Source organism: Enterobacter cloacae complex sp. 2024EL-00227, from assembly GCF_043945315.1.
GTDB classification, from domain to species: Bacteria; Pseudomonadota; Gammaproteobacteria; order Enterobacterales; family Enterobacteriaceae; genus Enterobacter; species Enterobacter roggenkampii.
Genome location: NZ_JBIMQP010000004.1, coordinates 325,590 through 341,104 on the forward strand (window position 1 = coordinate 325,590; position 15,515 = coordinate 341,104).

At 58.2% G+C, this 15,515-nt stretch carries 14 protein-coding genes and 1 other RNA gene; 4 read left to right on the forward strand and 11 right to left on the reverse strand.

Going from position 1 to position 15,515, the window contains the following annotated elements; all coding sequences use genetic code 11:
- Window positions 1-69: 69 nt before the first annotated feature.
- From gcvP to ACHH0Z_RS10180, 7 genes are all read right to left on the reverse strand, one after another.
- Window positions 70-2,943, reverse strand: a complete 2,874-nt coding sequence (gcvP, locus tag ACHH0Z_RS10150) for an aminomethyl-transferring glycine dehydrogenase (protein WP_023326026.1) — start codon at window positions 2,941-2,943, stop codon at window positions 70-72.
- A gap of 127 nt (window positions 2,944-3,070) precedes the next feature.
- Window positions 3,071-3,460 carry a glycine cleavage system protein GcvH gene (gcvH, locus tag ACHH0Z_RS10155; RefSeq protein ID WP_008499718.1) on the reverse strand — a complete coding sequence of 130 codons (390 nt, stop codon included), beginning with the start codon at window positions 3,458-3,460 and terminating at the stop codon, window positions 3,071-3,073.
- Window positions 3,461-3,483: 23 nt separating this feature from the next.
- Window positions 3,484-4,578, reverse strand: a complete 1,095-nt coding sequence (gene gcvT / locus ACHH0Z_RS10160; protein WP_023326027.1) for a glycine cleavage system aminomethyltransferase GcvT — start codon at window positions 4,576-4,578, stop codon at window positions 3,484-3,486.
- A 397-nt stretch (window positions 4,579-4,975) separates the two neighbouring features.
- Window positions 4,976-6,178, reverse strand: coding sequence for an FAD-dependent 2-octaprenylphenol hydroxylase (gene ubiI / locus ACHH0Z_RS10165; protein ID WP_045407143.1), 1,203 nt, complete (start codon window positions 6,176-6,178; stop codon window positions 4,976-4,978).
- A 12-nt stretch (window positions 6,179-6,190) separates the two neighbouring features.
- Window positions 6,191-7,369: a 2-octaprenyl-6-methoxyphenyl hydroxylase gene (ubiH, locus tag ACHH0Z_RS10170; RefSeq protein ID WP_045407144.1), complete on the reverse strand. Its 1,179-nt coding sequence runs from the start codon at window positions 7,367-7,369 to the stop codon at window positions 6,191-6,193.
- Entirely contained in the window at window positions 7,366-8,679 is a 1,314-nt protein-coding gene (gene pepP / locus ACHH0Z_RS10175) for a Xaa-Pro aminopeptidase (RefSeq protein WP_102046741.1), read from the reverse strand. The genes ubiH and pepP overlap by 4 nt, the downstream gene beginning before the upstream one ends.
- Before the next feature lie 31 nt (window positions 8,680-8,710).
- On the reverse strand, window positions 8,711-9,289 hold the full coding sequence (locus ACHH0Z_RS10180; protein WP_025912457.1) for a YecA family protein: 579 nt from the start codon (window positions 9,287-9,289) through the stop codon (window positions 8,711-8,713).
- Between the two features lie 168 nt (window positions 9,290-9,457).
- Here ACHH0Z_RS10180 and zapA point away from each other — a divergent pair, with 168 nt between their 5' ends.
- From zapA to ACHH0Z_RS10195, 3 genes are all read left to right on the forward strand, one after another.
- Complete coding sequence (gene zapA, locus ACHH0Z_RS10185; RefSeq protein ID WP_006811891.1) at window positions 9,458-9,787, forward strand: cell division protein ZapA; 330 nt, start codon at window positions 9,458-9,460, stop codon at window positions 9,785-9,787.
- A 41-nt stretch (window positions 9,788-9,828) separates the two neighbouring features.
- A non-coding RNA gene (gene ssrS, locus ACHH0Z_RS10190) (6S RNA) lies at window positions 9,829-10,012 on the forward strand.
- Window positions 10,013-10,036: 24 nt separating this feature from the next.
- Entirely contained in the window at window positions 10,037-10,633 is a 597-nt protein-coding gene (locus ACHH0Z_RS10195; protein ID WP_021242061.1) for a 5-formyltetrahydrofolate cyclo-ligase, read from the forward strand.
- Window positions 10,634-10,735: 102 nt separating this feature from the next.
- On the opposite strand, the gene serA is transcribed toward ACHH0Z_RS10195, so the two are convergent.
- On the reverse strand, window positions 10,736-11,968 hold the full coding sequence (gene serA / locus ACHH0Z_RS10200; RefSeq protein WP_045407146.1) for a phosphoglycerate dehydrogenase: 1,233 nt from the start codon (window positions 11,966-11,968) through the stop codon (window positions 10,736-10,738).
- Window positions 11,969-12,234: 266 nt separating this feature from the next.
- A complete protein-coding gene (gene rpiA / locus ACHH0Z_RS10205; protein ID WP_003860091.1) occupies window positions 12,235-12,894 on the reverse strand; it encodes a ribose-5-phosphate isomerase RpiA in 660 nt (219 codons plus the stop codon).
- A gap of 127 nt (window positions 12,895-13,021) precedes the next feature.
- Between rpiA and argP the strand changes: the two genes are divergently transcribed.
- Window positions 13,022-13,915 (forward strand): DNA-binding transcriptional regulator ArgP, encoded by an 894-nt coding sequence (gene argP, locus ACHH0Z_RS10210; protein ID WP_008499727.1) that lies wholly within the window; start codon window positions 13,022-13,024, stop codon window positions 13,913-13,915.
- Window positions 13,916-13,958: 43 nt separating this feature from the next.
- Here the strand turns inward: argP and ACHH0Z_RS10215 are convergent, their stop codons facing one another.
- Together ACHH0Z_RS10215 and argO are read right to left on the reverse strand one after the other, a co-directional pair.
- Window positions 13,959-14,690, reverse strand: a complete 732-nt coding sequence (locus tag ACHH0Z_RS10215) for an oxidative stress defense protein (RefSeq protein ID WP_008499728.1) — start codon at window positions 14,688-14,690, stop codon at window positions 13,959-13,961.
- Between the two features lie 92 nt (window positions 14,691-14,782).
- A complete protein-coding gene (argO, locus tag ACHH0Z_RS10220) occupies window positions 14,783-15,418 on the reverse strand; it encodes an arginine exporter ArgO (protein ID WP_045407147.1) in 636 nt (211 codons plus the stop codon).
- Window positions 15,419-15,515 lie beyond the last annotated feature (97 nt).

Below are 15,515 nucleotides of genomic sequence, written 5' to 3' on the forward strand. Positions count from 1 at the left end.
TTCTTCTCCCAATAAAAAAGCCGGGTGGCGGCTTCGCCTTACCCGGCCTACGTTACTACATCAGCAATGTTACTGGTATTCGCTCATCGGCACGCAGGAGCAGAACAGGTTACGGTCGCCGTAGACATCATCAAGACGCTTCACGGTCGGCCAGTATTTGTTCGCCACGCCTGCCGGGAAGACGGCCAGCTCGCGGGAATAGCCGTGGTTCCACTCGGCCACCAGCTCGTGCTGGGTGTGCGGAGCGTTGACCAGCGGGTTATCTTCCAGCGTCCACTCGCCGTCCTGCACGCGGTCAATTTCCATGCGGATGGCCAGCATCGCGTCGATAAAGCGGTCCAGCTCGGCTTTACTTTCGGACTCCGTTGGCTCCACCATCAGCGTGCCCGCAACCGGGAACGACATAGTAGGCGCGTGGAAGCCGTAGTCGATCAGACGCTTGGCAATGTCCAGCTCGCTAATGCCGGTCTGCTCTTTCAGCGGACGAATATCGAGGATGCACTCGTGCGCCACGCGACCGTCGCGGCCGGTATAGAGCACCGGGAAGGCAGACTTCAGGCGCGTCGCAATGTAGTTGGCGTTCAGAATGGCCACCTGGCTCGCCTGCTTCAGCCCTTCCGCGCCCATCATGCGGATGTACATCCAGCTGATTGGCAGGATAGAGGCGCTACCGAACGGTGCCGCAGAGACCGCGCCCTGACGGGTCAGCATGCCTTCGATCTGCACAACGCTGTGGCCTGGGACAAACGGTGCCAGGTGCGCCTTCACGCCGATTGGGCCCATGCCCGGGCCGCCACCGCCGTGCGGGATGCAGAAGGTTTTGTGCAGGTTAAGGTGTGACACGTCCGCGCCGATAAAGCCCGGAGAGGTAATGCCCACCTGCGCGTTCATGTTCGCGCCATCGAGGTATACCTGACCGCCGAACTGGTGCACCACTTCGCACACTTCACGGATGGTCTCTTCGTACACCCCGTGGGTGGACGGATAGGTCACCATGATGCAGGAGAGCTTGTCGCCCGCCTGTTCGGCTTTCGCGCGCAGGTCAGCCAGGTCGATGTTGCCGTTCTTATCGCACGCGACCACCACGACTTCCATGCCCGCCATCTGGGCTGAAGCCGGGTTGGTGCCGTGAGCGGAGCTTGGGATCAGGCAGATATCGCGATGGCCTTCGTTGCGGCTTTCGTGATAGTGACGGATTGCCAGCAGGCCGGCATATTCACCCTGCGCGCCGGAGTTCGGCTGCATGCAGAGCGCGTCGTAACCGGTCAGCTTCACCAGCCAGTCGGAAAGCTGGTTAATCATCACGTGATAACCTTCCGCCTGCTCCGGCGGGCAGAACGGGTGCAGCTCGGAGAATTCAGGCCAGGTGATCGGGATCATCTCTGCCGCGGCGTTCAGCTTCATGGTGCAGGATCCCAGCGGGATCATCGCCTGGTTCAGCGCCAGATCCTTGCGCTCCAGAGAGTGCATGTAACGCATCATCTCGGTCTCGCTGTGGTAGCGATTGAAGACCGGGTGCGTCAGGATGGCGTCGTTACGCAGCATGCTGTCCTGAATGGAGCGGCTGTCGAGCGCAACTTCTTTGTCGAGCGCATCAATGTCCAGACCGTGCGCGTCACCCAGCAGCACGCTGAACAGGTTCAGGATATCGTCGCGGGTGGTGCTTTCATCCAGCGTAATGCCGACGGCGTTGTGGATGTCGCTGCGCAGGTTGATCTTTGCCGCGTCCGCGCGGGCCAGCACGGCGGCTTTGTCCGCCACGTCCACGCACAGGGTATCGAAGTAGTGGGCATGGCGCAGCTTAAGACCTTTTTGCTGCAGGCCGCAGGCCAGGATATCGGCCAGGCGGTGAATGCGGCTGGCAATGCGTTTCAGGCCTGCCGGGCCGTGGAACACGGCGTACAGGCTGGCGATGTTAGCCAGCAGCACCTGTGAGGTACAGATGTTGGAGTTCGCTTTCTCGCGGCGGATATGCTGCTCGCGGGTCTGCATCGCCATGCGCAGCGCGGTATTACCTGCAGCGTCTTTGGAGACGCCGATAATACGGCCAGGCATGGAACGTTTGAATTCATCTTTCGCGCCGAAGAACGCCGCGTGCGGGCCGCCGTAGCCCATCGGTACGCCGAAGCGCTGCGCAGAGCCGAATACGATATCCGCGCCCTGTTTGCCCGGGGCCGTCAGCAGCACCAGCGCCATAAAATCGGCGGCAACGCTCACAACCACCTTGCGGGATTTCAGCTCGGCAATCAGCGCGCCGTAGTCGTGCACTTCGCCGGTGGTGCCCACCTGCTGCAGCAGCACGCCGAAGACGTCCTGGTGATCCAGCACTTTGTCAGCGTCGTCGACGATCACGTCAAAGCCGAAGGTTTCCGCACGGGTGCGCACCACGTCCAGCGTCTGCGGATGCACGTCCGCCGCCACGAAGAAGCGGTTGGCATTTTTCAGCTTGCTCACGCGCTTCGCCATCGCCATCGCTTCGGCGGCGGCGGTCGCTTCATCGAGCAGAGACGCGGAGGCGATATCCATCCCGGTCAGATCCAGCGTCACCTGCTGGAAGTTCAGCAGCGCTTCCAGACGGCCCTGGGAGACTTCTGGCTGATACGGGGTGTAAGCGGTGTACCAGCCCGGGTTTTCCAGCATGTTGCGCAGGATCACCGGCGGCAGCTGCACGTTGGTGTAGCCCATGCCAATGTAAGACTTATAGCGCTTGTTCAGGCTGGCGATGGCCTTCAGCTCCGCCAGCGCGGCGAACTCCGTGGTGGCTTCCCCCACCTGAGGCGGCGTGGCTAGCTGGATGTCTTTTGGCACAATCTGGCCGATCAGTGCGTTTAATGAATCCGCGCCAACCGTCTTCAGCATCTCCTGCTGTTGCTGAGCATCCGGCCCAATGTGACGTTCAATGAAGGCGCCACGGTTTTCAAGCTGGCTTAAAGTCTGTGTCATGAGCGATGGTTCCTGAAACGTGCAGTGAATCGTAGTTATCTGTAACGCTGTTGCCCGGTGGCGCTAACGCTTACCGGGCCTACGTTGATCTCCAGGCCGGATAAGCGCAGCGCCATCCGGCACAACGTTATTCGTCTTCCAGTAGTGCTTCGTATGCGGTCGCATCCAGCAGCGCGGCAACCTGGGATTCGTCGCTGGCTTTGATCTTGAAGATCCAGCCGCCTTCATAAGGCTCGCTGTTGACCAGCTCCGGGGAGTCGCTCAGCGCGTCGTTGACTGCAACAATCTCACCGCTTACCGGTGCGTAGATGTCTGATGCCGCTTTTACGGACTCCGCCACGGCGCAGTCGTCGCCCGCGCTCACGGTCGTGCCCACGTCAGGCAGGTCAACAAACACCATGTCGCCCAGCAGCTCCTGCGCGTGCTCGGTGATCCCGACGGTGTAAGTGCCGTCCGCCTCTTTACGCAGCCACTCGTGTTCTTTGCTGTATTTCAGTTCTGCTGGCACATTGCTCATTGAAGTTCTCCTGATAAAAATAGTTAGGCGACCGGCTTACCGGCGCGAACAAAAATCGGTTTGGTCACGTTGACCGGCATTTCGCGGTTGCGGATTTGCACCACCGCCGTTTCGCCAATGCCCACCGGCACGCGTGCCAGTGCAATACTGTAGCCCAGCGTCGGTGAGAAGGTTCCGCTGGTGATCACGCCTTCGCGAGGATTGCCGTCAGCATCGGTAAAACGTACAGGCAGCTCGCCGCGCAGCACGCCTTTTTCCTTCATCACCAGACCAACCAGCTGTTCAGTGCCCTTCTCGCGCTGCATCTCCAGCGCTTCACGGCCAATAAAGTCACGGTCAGCCGGTTCCCACGCGATGGTCCAGCCCATATTGGCGGCCAGCGGAGAGACGCCTTCGTCCATCTCCTGACCGTAGAGGTTCATGCCCGCTTCCAGACGCAGCGTATCGCGCGCGCCCAGGCCCGCAGGCTTCACGCCCGCTTCCACCAGCGCACGCCAGAAATCAGCGGCCTTCTCGTTCGGCATCGCAATTTCGTAGCCCGCTTCACCGGTGTAGCCGGTGGTGGCGATAAACAGATCCCCCGCCTGCACACCGAAGAACGGCTTCATGCCCTCGGTGGCTTTACGTTGCTCATCGTTGAACAGAGACGCGGCTTTCGCCTGCGCGTTAGGCCCCTGCACGGCGATCAGCGACAGGTCATCACGGACGGTGATGTCGATGGCATACGGTTCGGCGTGTTGGGTGATCCAGGAGAGGTCTTTTTCGCGGGTGGCGGAGTTTACAACGAGGCGGAAGAAATCTTCGGTGAAGTAGTAGACGATAAGGTCATCAATCACGCCGCCCGAGGCATTCAGCATGCCGGTATAGAGCGCTTTGCCCGGCGTCTTCAGTTTGGCGACGTCGTTTGCCAGCAGATAACGCAAAAACTCCCGGGTGCGGCTACCGCGCAGATCGACAATCGTCATGTGGGACACGTCGAACATACCGGCATCGGTGCGCACCGCGTGGTGCTCATCAATCTGCGAGCCGTAGTGCAGCGGCATCATCCAGCCGTGGAAGTCCACCATGCGGGCGCCGCACAACACGTGTTGTTCGTACAAAGGAGTCTGTTGAGCCATCTTGTCCTCGTTGAAAAATTCACCGTGAAACCCGGTATCGGACCCGCGTTCGGGCACCGACGCAAACGTTCTCTTTTACCTGAACTTACCACCGAAAACGGCGGTTAACCATAAGGCAAAACAGGTCATCACATTAGCTTATGACCAAAAAACGCTGAAAAGCCTACAGAGTTATCCACTGGAAAAATGCGATTAACCCCGCACAAAATTAACAATGATCTAACAGGATTTAGCACATGGTGATATTTCGTGCGGAAAAACGGGCCGAATTTCCGTAACGAGAAAAACACGACATTAGATTATCTAATGCGAAAAATGACGTGAAATTAGAATATTTCAAACGAGGGGATTTCCCCGGCGCAGAGGCCGGGAAAAGAAAGTGTGACAGGGGTCTACATTAACGCAGCCAGTCCGGGAGGTCGTTCAGACCCATCGCCTGACGGAGGAGTTGAGGTTTAACACCCGGAAGGGTGTCAGCAAGCTTAAGGCCGATGTCGCGCAGCAGTTTTTTCGCCGGATTGGCACCCGCAAACAGCTCGCGGAAGCCCTGCATGCCCGCCAGCATCATCGCCGCGCTGTGCTTGCGGCTGCGCTCGTAGCGACGCAGGTAGAGATGCTGGCCGATATCTTTGCCTTCACGATGCAGGCGACGCAGCTCTTCTACCAGTTCCGCCGCGTCCATAAAGCCAAGGTTGACGCCCTGCCCGGCCAGCGGATGGATGGTATGCGCCGCATCCCCCACCAGCGCCAGACGGTGCGCCGCAAACTGGCGCGCGTAGCGGCCGGTTAACGGGAATACCTGGCGCTCGCTTTCAAGCGTGCACAGGCCAAGGCGGTTATCAAAGGCCACGCACAGCGCCTGGTTAAAAGCCTCCGGCGTCGCCTCATGCATCTGCCGGGCTTTTTCCGGCACCAGGGACCAGACAATTGAGCACAGGTGCGGATCGGCAAGCGGCAGGAACGCCAGAATGCCGTCGTTGTGGAAAATCTGGCGCGCCACGCCGCCGTGCGGCTCTTCGGTACGGATCGTCGCGACCAGAGCATGATGGCGGTAATCCCAGTACGTCAGCGGGATATCGGCTTTATTACGCAGCCAGGAGTTGGCACCGTCAGCACCGACCACCAGACGCGCGGTCAGCATGTCGCCACTCTGCAGGGTGATAAACGCCTCGTTTTCGCCCCACGCCACCTGCTGGATCTGCGCAGGCGCAATCAGCGTCACGTCGCTGCACTGCTGTGCTTTCTGCCAGAGCGCGTGGTGGATCACCGCGTTTTCAACGATGTGCCCCAGATGGCTATAGCCCATGCTTTCATCATCAAAAGCAATATGACCAAAGCTGTCTTTATCCCACACTTCCATGCCGTGATAGCAGCTGGCACGGTGCGCCACAATATCTGACCAGACGCCAAGGTGCGTCAGCAGCTTTTCGCTGGCCGCATTGATCGCCGAGACGCGGAGTTCCGGCGGCGCATCCGGTGCAACGGGCTGAGGCTGTTTTTGCTCCAGCACCGCCACGCGCAGGCCGCTGCCCTGTAATCCGCAGGCCAATGCCAGTCCAACCATTCCGCCGCCAACGATGGCGACATCAACATTTTGCACGGTGATAACTCCTTAACGCGCGACCCAACCCAGGGTCCGCTGCGCCAGCACGTCACGTGCCGGAATGAATAATTCCATCGCCATCAGCCCAAGGTTGCGACCCGCAACCAGCGGTGCCCAGCGATTGGCAAAAAGATGAACCAGACCATCGGTCACACCGATGGTGGCCTCTTTATCCGCCTGTCGGCGCTTCTGGTAATGACTCAGCACCGAATAGGCCCCACAGTCTTTTTGCTCGCCCCACGCCTGCGCCAGAGATTCGGCCAGGCTCATGACATCGCGTAAGCCAAGGTTGAAACCTTGCCCCGCGATGGGGTGCAGCGTCTGCGCAGCGTTACCGACAAGCGCCAGACGATGGGAGACAGACTGAGACGCCGTGGTCAGCGAAAGCGGGTAGACCGTCCGCTTGCCGGCATGGGTAATACGCCCCAGCCGCCAGCCAAAGGCTTTCTGCAGCTCGGTACAAAAACGTTCGTCGGACCAGGCCTTCACCTCTTCAGCCTTATCCTGCGGGTGACACCAGACCAGGGAACAGCGCCCGTCCGACATCGGCAGCATCGCCAGCGGGCCATGCTGCGTAAAGCGCTCAAAGGCCCTGCCGTTGTGGTCAGCTGCGGTAGAGACGTTCGCAATGACCGCCACCTGCCCGTAAGGCTGCTGGCGCCACTCCACGCCACACTGGGTGCCGAGCGACGAGCGCGAACCGTCCGCAGCGACCAGAAGCTGGCCTTCAAGGGCGGTGCCGTTTTCCAGGGTCACGCTGACCGACGCGTCACTCCGACTCACGCTGGCCACGCGCGCGGGGCAATGCAGCGTGACGCCCGGCGCGTCCTGGAGCAGGCGGAACAGACGCAATCCGACGTCGTGCAGCTCAACAACCTGACCCAGGGCATCAATCCGGTAATCCTGCGCGTCCAGCGTGACAAAGCCTGCATGTCCGCGATCGCTGACGTGAACGGTCCCGATCGCCGTAGCACGGTCGGCAATCGCCTGCCAGATCCCAATGCGGGAAAGCTGCTGGCAGGTGCCCTGCGCCAGCGCAATGGCGCGGGCATCAAAACCGGGGTGGTTCGACGCCTCTGGCGCAACGGCTTCTACCAGGTGCACCGGAAGCTGGCCCTGCGTCAAATGCGAAATGGCCAGCGCCAGCGTGGCCCCGGTCATGCCGCCGCCCACGATAATCACGCTCATGCGCGTGCCGCTGCCATCAGCGCCTCGATATCGTCAGCGTTTTTCACGACGCTGGCGGTCAGGTTTTCGTTACCGGTTTCGGTAATCACGATATCGTCTTCAATACGAATGCCAATCCCGCGGTATTCTTCTGGCACGTCGGCATCCGGCGCGATGTAGAGACCCGGCTCCACGGTTAACACCATGCCCGGCTCCAGCACGCGCGAACGGTCGGTGCCGTATGCGCCAACGTCATGCACGTCCAGCCCCAGCCAGTGGCTCAGGCCGTGCATGAAATACGGTCGATGCGCATTTTCAGCAATCAGGGTGTCGACATCCCCTTTCAGGATCCCGAGCCTGACCAGACCGGTAATCATGATGCGCACCACTTCGCCGGTCACTTCCTGCATGGAAGTCCCCGGACGATACAGTCTGAGCGCTGTCTCAAGGGATTCGAGAACAATGTCGTAAATCGCGCGCTGTGCCGGCGAGAATTTACCGTTCACCGGGAAGGTACGGGTGATGTCCCCCGCATAGCCCTGATATTCGCAACCGGCGTCAATCAGCACCAGATCGCCGTCGCGCAGCGCACTTTCGTTTTCGGTGTAGTGCAGAATGCAGCCGTTTTCCCCGCCGCCGACAATGGTGTTGTAGGAGGGATAGCGCGCGCCGTGGCGGTTAAATTCGTGGTGAATTTCGCCTTCCAGCTGGTATTCGAACATCCCGGGGCGGCATTTCTCCATCGCGCGGGTGTGCGCCAGCGCGCTGATTTCGCCCGCGCGGCGCATCACGTTCAGCTCTTCTTCAGACTTAAACAGGCGCATCTCATGCACTATCGGACGCCAGTCCGTCAGCGTGGCAGGCGCGGACAGGTTCTGCCGCGAGCCTTTGCGCAGCTTATCCAGCGCGGTGAAGACAATCTCATCGGCGTAGGCATATTCGCCCTGCGCGTGATAGAGCACGTCGAGACCGTTAAGCAGCTGATAGAGCTGCTGGTTGATTTCGCTAAACGCCAGCGCGCGGTCAACGCCCAGCGTCGCCGGTGCGGCCTCCTGGCCCAGGCGGCGACCAAACCAGATTTCGGCCGTCAGGTCGCGCACGCGGTTGAAAATCACGCTGTGGTTGTGGGTGTCATTGCTTTTAATCAGCACCAGTACCGCTTCTGGCTCGTTAAAGCCGGTGAAGTACCAGAAATCGCTGCTCTGGCGATAGGGATATTCGCTGTCAGCGCTGCGCGTCACTTCAGGCGCAGCAAAAATTAGCGCGACGCTGCCCGGCTGCATTTTCGCCAGCAGCGCCTGACGGCGGCGCGAATACTCTTGACTCGAGATAACCATGACACCCTCCTGTGCGTTATTTTTCTTAATGTAAGGTTGGCTTACGAACTTCCGGTGCGGTCGGCTGTGAGCGCGTAAAGTTGTCGTGGCACAGCAGTGCCGCCACGCGCACGTACTCGATGATCTCTTCGAGAGACATTTCCAGCTCTTCCTGGTCTTCGTCTTCATCGTAGCCAAGCTGGGCAATGTTGCGCAGGTCGTCGATCGCCTCACCCGCTTCGCCGGTTACTTTATCCAGCTTAGGCTGCGTGACGCCCAGCCCCAGCAGATAGTGGTTTACCCAGCCGGCCAGCGCATCGGCGCGATCGAACACGCTAACGTCGTCGCCGTCAGGCAGATAAAGCTGAAAAAGGAAGCCATCGTCTTCCAGCGAATCGCTGATGGCGGCGTGCATTTTACGCAGCGCTTCCGCCAGCTCGTGACCAAACGCCAGCCCTTCATTCGTGAGGTCGTGGATCAGCGGCTGCCAGGAGCTGTCGCTGTTTCCGCCGCACAGCATGCCACTGATCAGACCGTGCATTTCGGCAGGGGTTAAACCGACTCCCTGCTGGTTCAGTAACTGGTTTAAATCCTTGTAACCAGGCATTTCGTTCTGTATAGACATGCGCATTCGTCATCATTGGGGGGAAGTTTCATGATATGCTACCACTTTGGACCCTGGTGATACCAGAAAAGGGCTTGTATCTTCACATCAGGGTAGCTATAGTGTCGCCCCTTCGCAGCCCCTGGGGCAGTAAGCGAAGGCAGCGCAGTCAATCAGCAGGAAGGTGGCATGTCTGCACAACCCGTCGATCTCCAGATTTTTGGCCGTTCACTGCGAGTGAATTGTCCGCCTGAACAAAGGGATGCTTTGAATCAGGCTGCGGACGATTTGAATCAGCGGTTGCAAGATCTAAAAGAACGCACTAGAGTCACAAATACTGAGCAGCTGGTTTTCATCGCCGCGTTGAACATCAGCTATGAACTGACTCAGGAAAAAGCGAAGACCCGCGACTACGCGGCAAGCATGGAGCAGCGCATAAAAATGCTCCAGCAGACCATAGAACAAGCATTGCTTGATCAAGGTCGCAATCCCGAAAGACCGGGACCCAAGTTTGAATAACACTTCTCAGTTGACTATGGTAGAGTAACTGTGAAGACAAAATTTCTCTGAGATGTTCGCAAGCGGGCCAGTCCCCTGAGCCGATATTTCATACCACAAGAATGTGGCGCTCCATGGTTGGTGAGCATGCTCGGTCCGTCCGAGAAGCCTTAAAACTATGACGACACATTCACCTTGAACCAAGGGTTCAAGGGTTACAGCCTGCGGCGGCATCTCGGAGATTCCCTCTCTTTTCTTCTACCGACTACCATGACTCAATTCCCTGAAGTTTCGGCTTCACGCCAGGACATCCGTCAGCTCATTCGCCAGCGCCGTCGTGCGTTAACCCCAGAACAGCAAGCGCATTTTGCCCAGCAGGCCGCCGCCCGTATGATGGCGTATCCCCCTGTCGTGATGGCGCGCACGGTTGCCCTGTTTCTGTCGTTTGACGGCGAGCTGGACACCCAACCGCTGATAGAGCAGCTCTGGCGCGCCGGGAAGAAGGTATACCTGCCGGTGCTGCACCCGTTCAGCGAAGGCAATCTGCTTTTTTTGCACTATCACCCGCACAGCGAGCTGGTGGTGAATCGTCTGAAAATCACCGAGCCGAAACTCGATGTGCGCGACGTGCTGCCGCTGTCACAGCTGGATGTGCTGATTACGCCGCTGGTGGCGTTTGATGAGCAGGGACAGCGCCTGGGAATGGGCGGTGGTTTTTACGACAGAACGCTACAAAACTGGCAGCAGTATGGGTTGCAGCCGGTAGGCTACGCGCATGATTGCCAGGGCGTGGAGGCGTTGCCGGTGGAGAAATGGGATGTGCCGTTGCCGGCGGTAGTGACGCCCAGTAAAACGTGGCTTTGGTAGCATAAAGCCGGGTGGCGGCTACGCCTTACCCGGCCTACGTAAATCCTCACACATTGTAGGTCGGTTAAGCGTAAGCGCCCCCCGACACCACAGACCGCACCATCAGTAAAGCAGACGCGCGCGAATCGTCCCTGGAATGGCCTTCATGCTCAGCAACGCTTTCTCGGCCACATCGTCATCCGCTTCGATATCAATGACCACATAGCCCATCTGCGAGTTGGTCTGCAGATACTGCGCGGCAATGTTGACGTCCTGCTCGGCAAAGATCTGGTTGATCGCGGTGAGCACGCCTGGACGGTTTTCGTGGATGTGCAGCAGACGACGACCGCCGTGCAGCGGCAGAGACACTTCCGGGAAGTTCACCGCAGAGAGCGTAGAACCGTTGTCGGAGTATTTGCTCAGCTTACCTGCCACTTCCAGACCGATATTCTCCTGCGCTTCCTGCGTAGATCCGCCGATGTGTGGCGTCAGGATCACGTTGTCGAACTCGCACAGCGGAGAGGTGAACGGATCGCTGTTGGTGGCGGGCTCCGTTGGGAAAACGTCGATGGCCGCCCCTGCCAGATGCTTACGCTTCAGCGCATCGCACAGCGCAGGGATATCGACCACCGTGCCGCGCGCGGCGTTAATCAGCAGTGAGCCCGGCTTCATCAGCGCCAGCTCTTCTGCGCCCATCATGTTTTTGGTGGACGCATTTTCCGGCACGTGCAGGCTTACCACGTCACTCATGTTCAGCAGGTCAGACAGGTGTTGAACCTGGGTGGCATTGCCCAGCGGCAGCTTGCTTTCGATATCGTAAAAATAGACATGCATACCGAGAGATTCCGCCAGAATCCCCAGTTGGGTACCGATGTGGCCATAGCCGATGATACCCAGTTTTTTCCCACGGGCTTCGTAGGAGCCCGCAGCCAGTTTGTTCCAGACGCCGCGGTGTGCTTTAGCGTTAGCCTCCGGAATGCCGCGCAGGAGCAGCAGCAGTTCGCCAATCACCAGCTCCGCCACGGAACGGGTGTTGGAGAACGGGGCGTTAAAGACAGGAATACCGCGTTTTGCAGCAGCATTCAGGTCAACCTGGTTGGTACCGATGCAGAAGCAGCCGATAGCCACCAGCTTTTCCGCCGCGGCAATCACATCTTCAGTCAGGTGAGTACGGGATCGCAGGCCAATGAAGTGGGCATCACGGATGGACGCTTTCAGCTCTTCGGTATCAAGCGCGCCTTTGTGAAATTCGATGTTGGTGTAACCTGCCGCACGAAGGCTATCGATTGCTTTTTGATGCACGCCCTCGACCAGCAGGAATTTAATCTTGTCTTTCTCCAGTGATACCTTTGCCATTTACCCGACCCTGTTTTTGTCTGAACTGATGTTGTGCTGGATATAAATCCGCTGTAGCCAACATATCAAAAAAAACTATTGCAGCAATATGAACGTTTGCGTCAGTACGCTGAAGGAAAGTCATACAGCGCAAAATGGCAGAGGAAAATGCTATGGAAATTTACAAACGCGGAAGGATCGGCAAAAGAGGCATAAAAACGTGACACAAGTCACCGAATTTAGCGTTTCAAAAATTTTTTAGCGGGGGGAGGACTCCCCCCGTCAGATCATTTTACGATGGTTTTCACGCCGTCAGCGGTGCCGATCAGCGCCACATCCGCGCCACGGTTGGCGAATAGCCCTACGGTCACTACGCCTGGAATGCCGTTGATGGCGTTTTCCAGCGCAATCGCGTCAAGAATTTCCAGACCGTGAACGTCGAGGATCACGTTGCCGTTGTCGGTCACTACGCCCTGACGATATTCCGGACGACCGCCCAGCTTGACCAGCTGACGGGCAACCGCGCTGCGGGCCATCGGGATCACTTCAACCGGCAGCGGGAAATTCCCCAGAATGTCCACCTGCTTGGAGGCGTCGGCGATGCAGATAAACTTGTCCGCAACGGAGGCGATGATTTTTTCGCGCGTCAGCGCCGCGCCGCCGCCTTTGATCATCTGCATGTGGCCGTTGATTTCATCCGCGCCATCAACGTAAATCCCCAGACGATCCACTTCGTTAAGATCGAAAACGGTAATGCCGAGGCTTTTCAGCTTTTCCGTGGAAGCATCAGAGCTGGAAACCGCGCCCTCGATCTGCCCCTTCATCGTGCCCAGCGCATCGATAAAGTGTGCCGCGGTTGATCCCGTACCGACACCGACAATGGTACCCGGCTGTACGTACTGGAGAGCGGCCCATCCTACTGCTTTTTTCAGTTCATCCTGCGTCATGATCGTTTTGCCTGTGGTGTGAAAACTCAGGGCGCATTATAGAACACGTCGAATGGAATTCGTCTGCCACAAAGGGAAAATTGTGTCATAGTGCAGAATAAGCAAAATTAAGGAGCCAGCCAGAGCAATGAAACGTCCGGACTACAGAACACTACAGGCACTTGATGCAGTTATTCGTGAACGAGGCTTTGAGCGCGCGGCGCAAAAGCTTTGCATCACGCAGTCCGCCGTCTCTCAGCGTATCAAACAGCTTGAAAACATGTTCGGCCAGCCGCTGCTGGTGCGTACCGTGCCGCCACGTCCAACAGAGCAAGGGCAAAAGCTCCTCGCTCTGCTGCGTCAGGTTGAACTGCTGGAAGACGAGTGGCTGGGTGACGAACAAACGGGCTCTACGCCGCTGCTGCTCTCTCTGGCGGTCAACGCCGACAGTCTGGCAACCTGGCTGCTGCCGGCCCTGGCGCCGGTCCTCGCGGACTCCCCTATCCGTCTGAATTTGCAGGTTGAAGACGAAACCCGCACCCAGGAGCGCCTGCGTCGCGGTGAAGTGGTTGGGGCGGTCAGTATTCAGCCTCAGGCGCTGCCAAGCTGCCTTGTCGATCAGTTAGGCGCCCTGGACTATCTGTTTGTGGGTTCAAAAGCCTTTGCGGAACGCTACTTCCCCAACGGCGTCACCCGCGCGGCGCTGCTGAAAGCCCCTGCCGTGGCCTTCGACCATCTGGACGATATGCATCAGGCGTTCCTGCAGCAAAACTTCGACCTGCCGCCGGGCAGCGTGCCGTGCCATATCGTGAACTCGTCAGAAGCCTTCGTTCAGCTTGCACGCCAGGGCACGACCTGCTGCATGATCCCGCACCTGCAGATTGAGAAAGAGTTGAAAAGCGGTGAGCTGATTGACTTAACGCCGGGGCTTTATCAGCGTCGGATGCTCTACTGGCACCGTTTTGCGCCGGAAAGCCGCATGATGCGCAACGTCACTGACGCGCTGCTGGCGTACGGGCATAAGGTATTGAGACAGGATTAAAAAGAAAAGCCGGGTGGCGGCTACGCCTTACCCGGCCTACAGATTACTGAGCCGGTTTCGGCTGTGCTGCAACAGGTTCAAGCTGGAACACCACATCCACCTGATCGTCGAACTGGATTGTCGGCTGCTCGTAAGTTTCCTGAGCGGATACCGGCGCTGCGTCAGCCTTCATCATACGAACCATCGGGCTTGGCTGGTAGTTAGAGACGTGGTAACGCACGCTGTAAACCGGACCGAGCTTGCTCTTAAAGCCAGAAGCCAGCTGTTCCGCCTGGTGAATGGCATCATCAATCGCCGCTTTACGCGCTTCGTCTTTGTACTTCTCCGGTTGCGCAACGCCCAGCGACACGGAACGGATCTCGTTCAGGCCCGCCTTCAGCGCACCGTCCAGCAGCGAGTTAAGCTTATCCAGCTGACGCACGGTCACTTCAACGGTACGCACCGCACGGTAGCCTTTCAGGATGCTTTTGCCATTCTGGTAGTCGTAATCGGGTTGAGTACGCAGGTTCGCAGAGTTGATATCTTTTTTACCGACACCGTTCTGCTCGAGGAAAGAGAGGTATTGCGCAACGCGATCGTCAGCCTGCTTCTTGGCCGTCGCTGCATCTTTCGCCGCCACATTCACCTCAATTGCCAGGGTTGCAACATCGGGTACCGCGTCCACGCTTGCGGTGCCTGACGTGACGATGTGCGGGCCATCCGGCAATTCGCTTGCCTGCACCGACACCGCACCGAAACTCACTAATGCCGCCAGGGCCATCACTTTAAACTTCACTGTCATTCCTCCATGTTGCGAAGAGTGCCCCAATAACAGGGCGCATGCCAGCAAGCTTAGCGGGTCTTATTCAGTTGTCCATAAGACAAGGATTAGTTGAACAATTCCTGGACATGATGAATCCCCTCTTTCGCCAGCTGGAAAGCGATAAACCACATCACCAGGCCGACCAGGGTATTAATGATGCGCTGGGCTTTGGCCGTACGCAGGCGGGGCGCCAGCCATGCCGCCAGAATGGCGAGACCGAAGAACCACAGGAAAGAGGCGCTGACCGTACCGAGCGCAAACCAGCGTTTCGGCTCAACGTCCAGTTGACCGCCCAGGCTGCCCAGCACGACGAAGGTGTCGAGATACACATGCGGGTTAAGCCAGGTCACCGCCAGCATGGAGACGATAATCTTCCAGCGGCCCTGCTTCATAACCTCCGCGCTCGCCAGTTCGAGGTTGCTGCTCATCGCCGTTTTCAGCGCGCCGAATCCGTACCAGAGCAGAAACGCCACGCCGCCCCAGGTGACCAGCGCCAGCAGCCACGGAGACTGCATCAGCAGCGCGCTGCCGCCAAAAATCCCGGCACAGATCAGCAGCAAATCGCTTACCGCGCACAACAGGGCAATCATCAGATGGTACTGGCGGCGGATGCCCTGATTCATCACGAACGCATTTTGCGGGCCGAGGGGAAGGATCATGGCTGCACCTAAGGCAAGCCCTTGAAAATAATAAGATAGCATGATGATTTTCTCGCAGAGTTGTTCTGGAAGCTGACTATACTGCGCGAATCACATTAGATGAAATGGATAATATTAATTGGGTATTAGCGGAGCTTAT

Bases quoted from the DNA above. Each gene is read 5' to 3' on its own strand.
- gcvP (WP_023326026.1), bottom strand. From the start codon at position 2,943: ATGACACAGACTTTAAGCCAGCTTGAAAACCGTGGCGCCTTCATTGAA.
- gcvH (WP_008499718.1), bottom strand. From the start codon at position 3,460: ATGAGCAATGTGCCAGCAGAACTGAAATACAGCAAAGAACACGAGTGG.
- gcvT (WP_023326027.1), bottom strand. From the start codon at position 4,578: ATGGCTCAACAGACTCCTTTGTACGAACAACACGTGTTGTGCGGCGCC.
- ubiH (WP_045407144.1), bottom strand. From the start codon at position 7,369: ATGAGCGTGATTATCGTGGGCGGCGGCATGACCGGGGCCACGCTGGCG.
- ACHH0Z_RS10180 (WP_025912457.1), bottom strand. From the start codon at position 9,289: ATGTCTATACAGAACGAAATGCCTGGTTACAAGGATTTAAACCAGTTA.
- zapA (WP_006811891.1), top strand. From the start codon at position 9,458: ATGTCTGCACAACCCGTCGATCTCCAGATTTTTGGCCGTTCACTGCGA.
- ACHH0Z_RS10195 (WP_021242061.1), top strand. From the start codon at position 10,037: ATGACTCAATTCCCTGAAGTTTCGGCTTCACGCCAGGACATCCGTCAG.
- serA (WP_045407146.1), bottom strand. From the start codon at position 11,968: ATGGCAAAGGTATCACTGGAGAAAGACAAGATTAAATTCCTGCTGGTC.
- rpiA (WP_003860091.1), bottom strand. From the start codon at position 12,894: ATGACGCAGGATGAACTGAAAAAAGCAGTAGGATGGGCCGCTCTCCAG.
- argP (WP_008499727.1), top strand. From the start codon at position 13,022: ATGAAACGTCCGGACTACAGAACACTACAGGCACTTGATGCAGTTATT.
- argO (WP_045407147.1), bottom strand. From the start codon at position 15,418: ATGCTATCTTATTATTTTCAAGGGCTTGCCTTAGGTGCAGCCATGATC.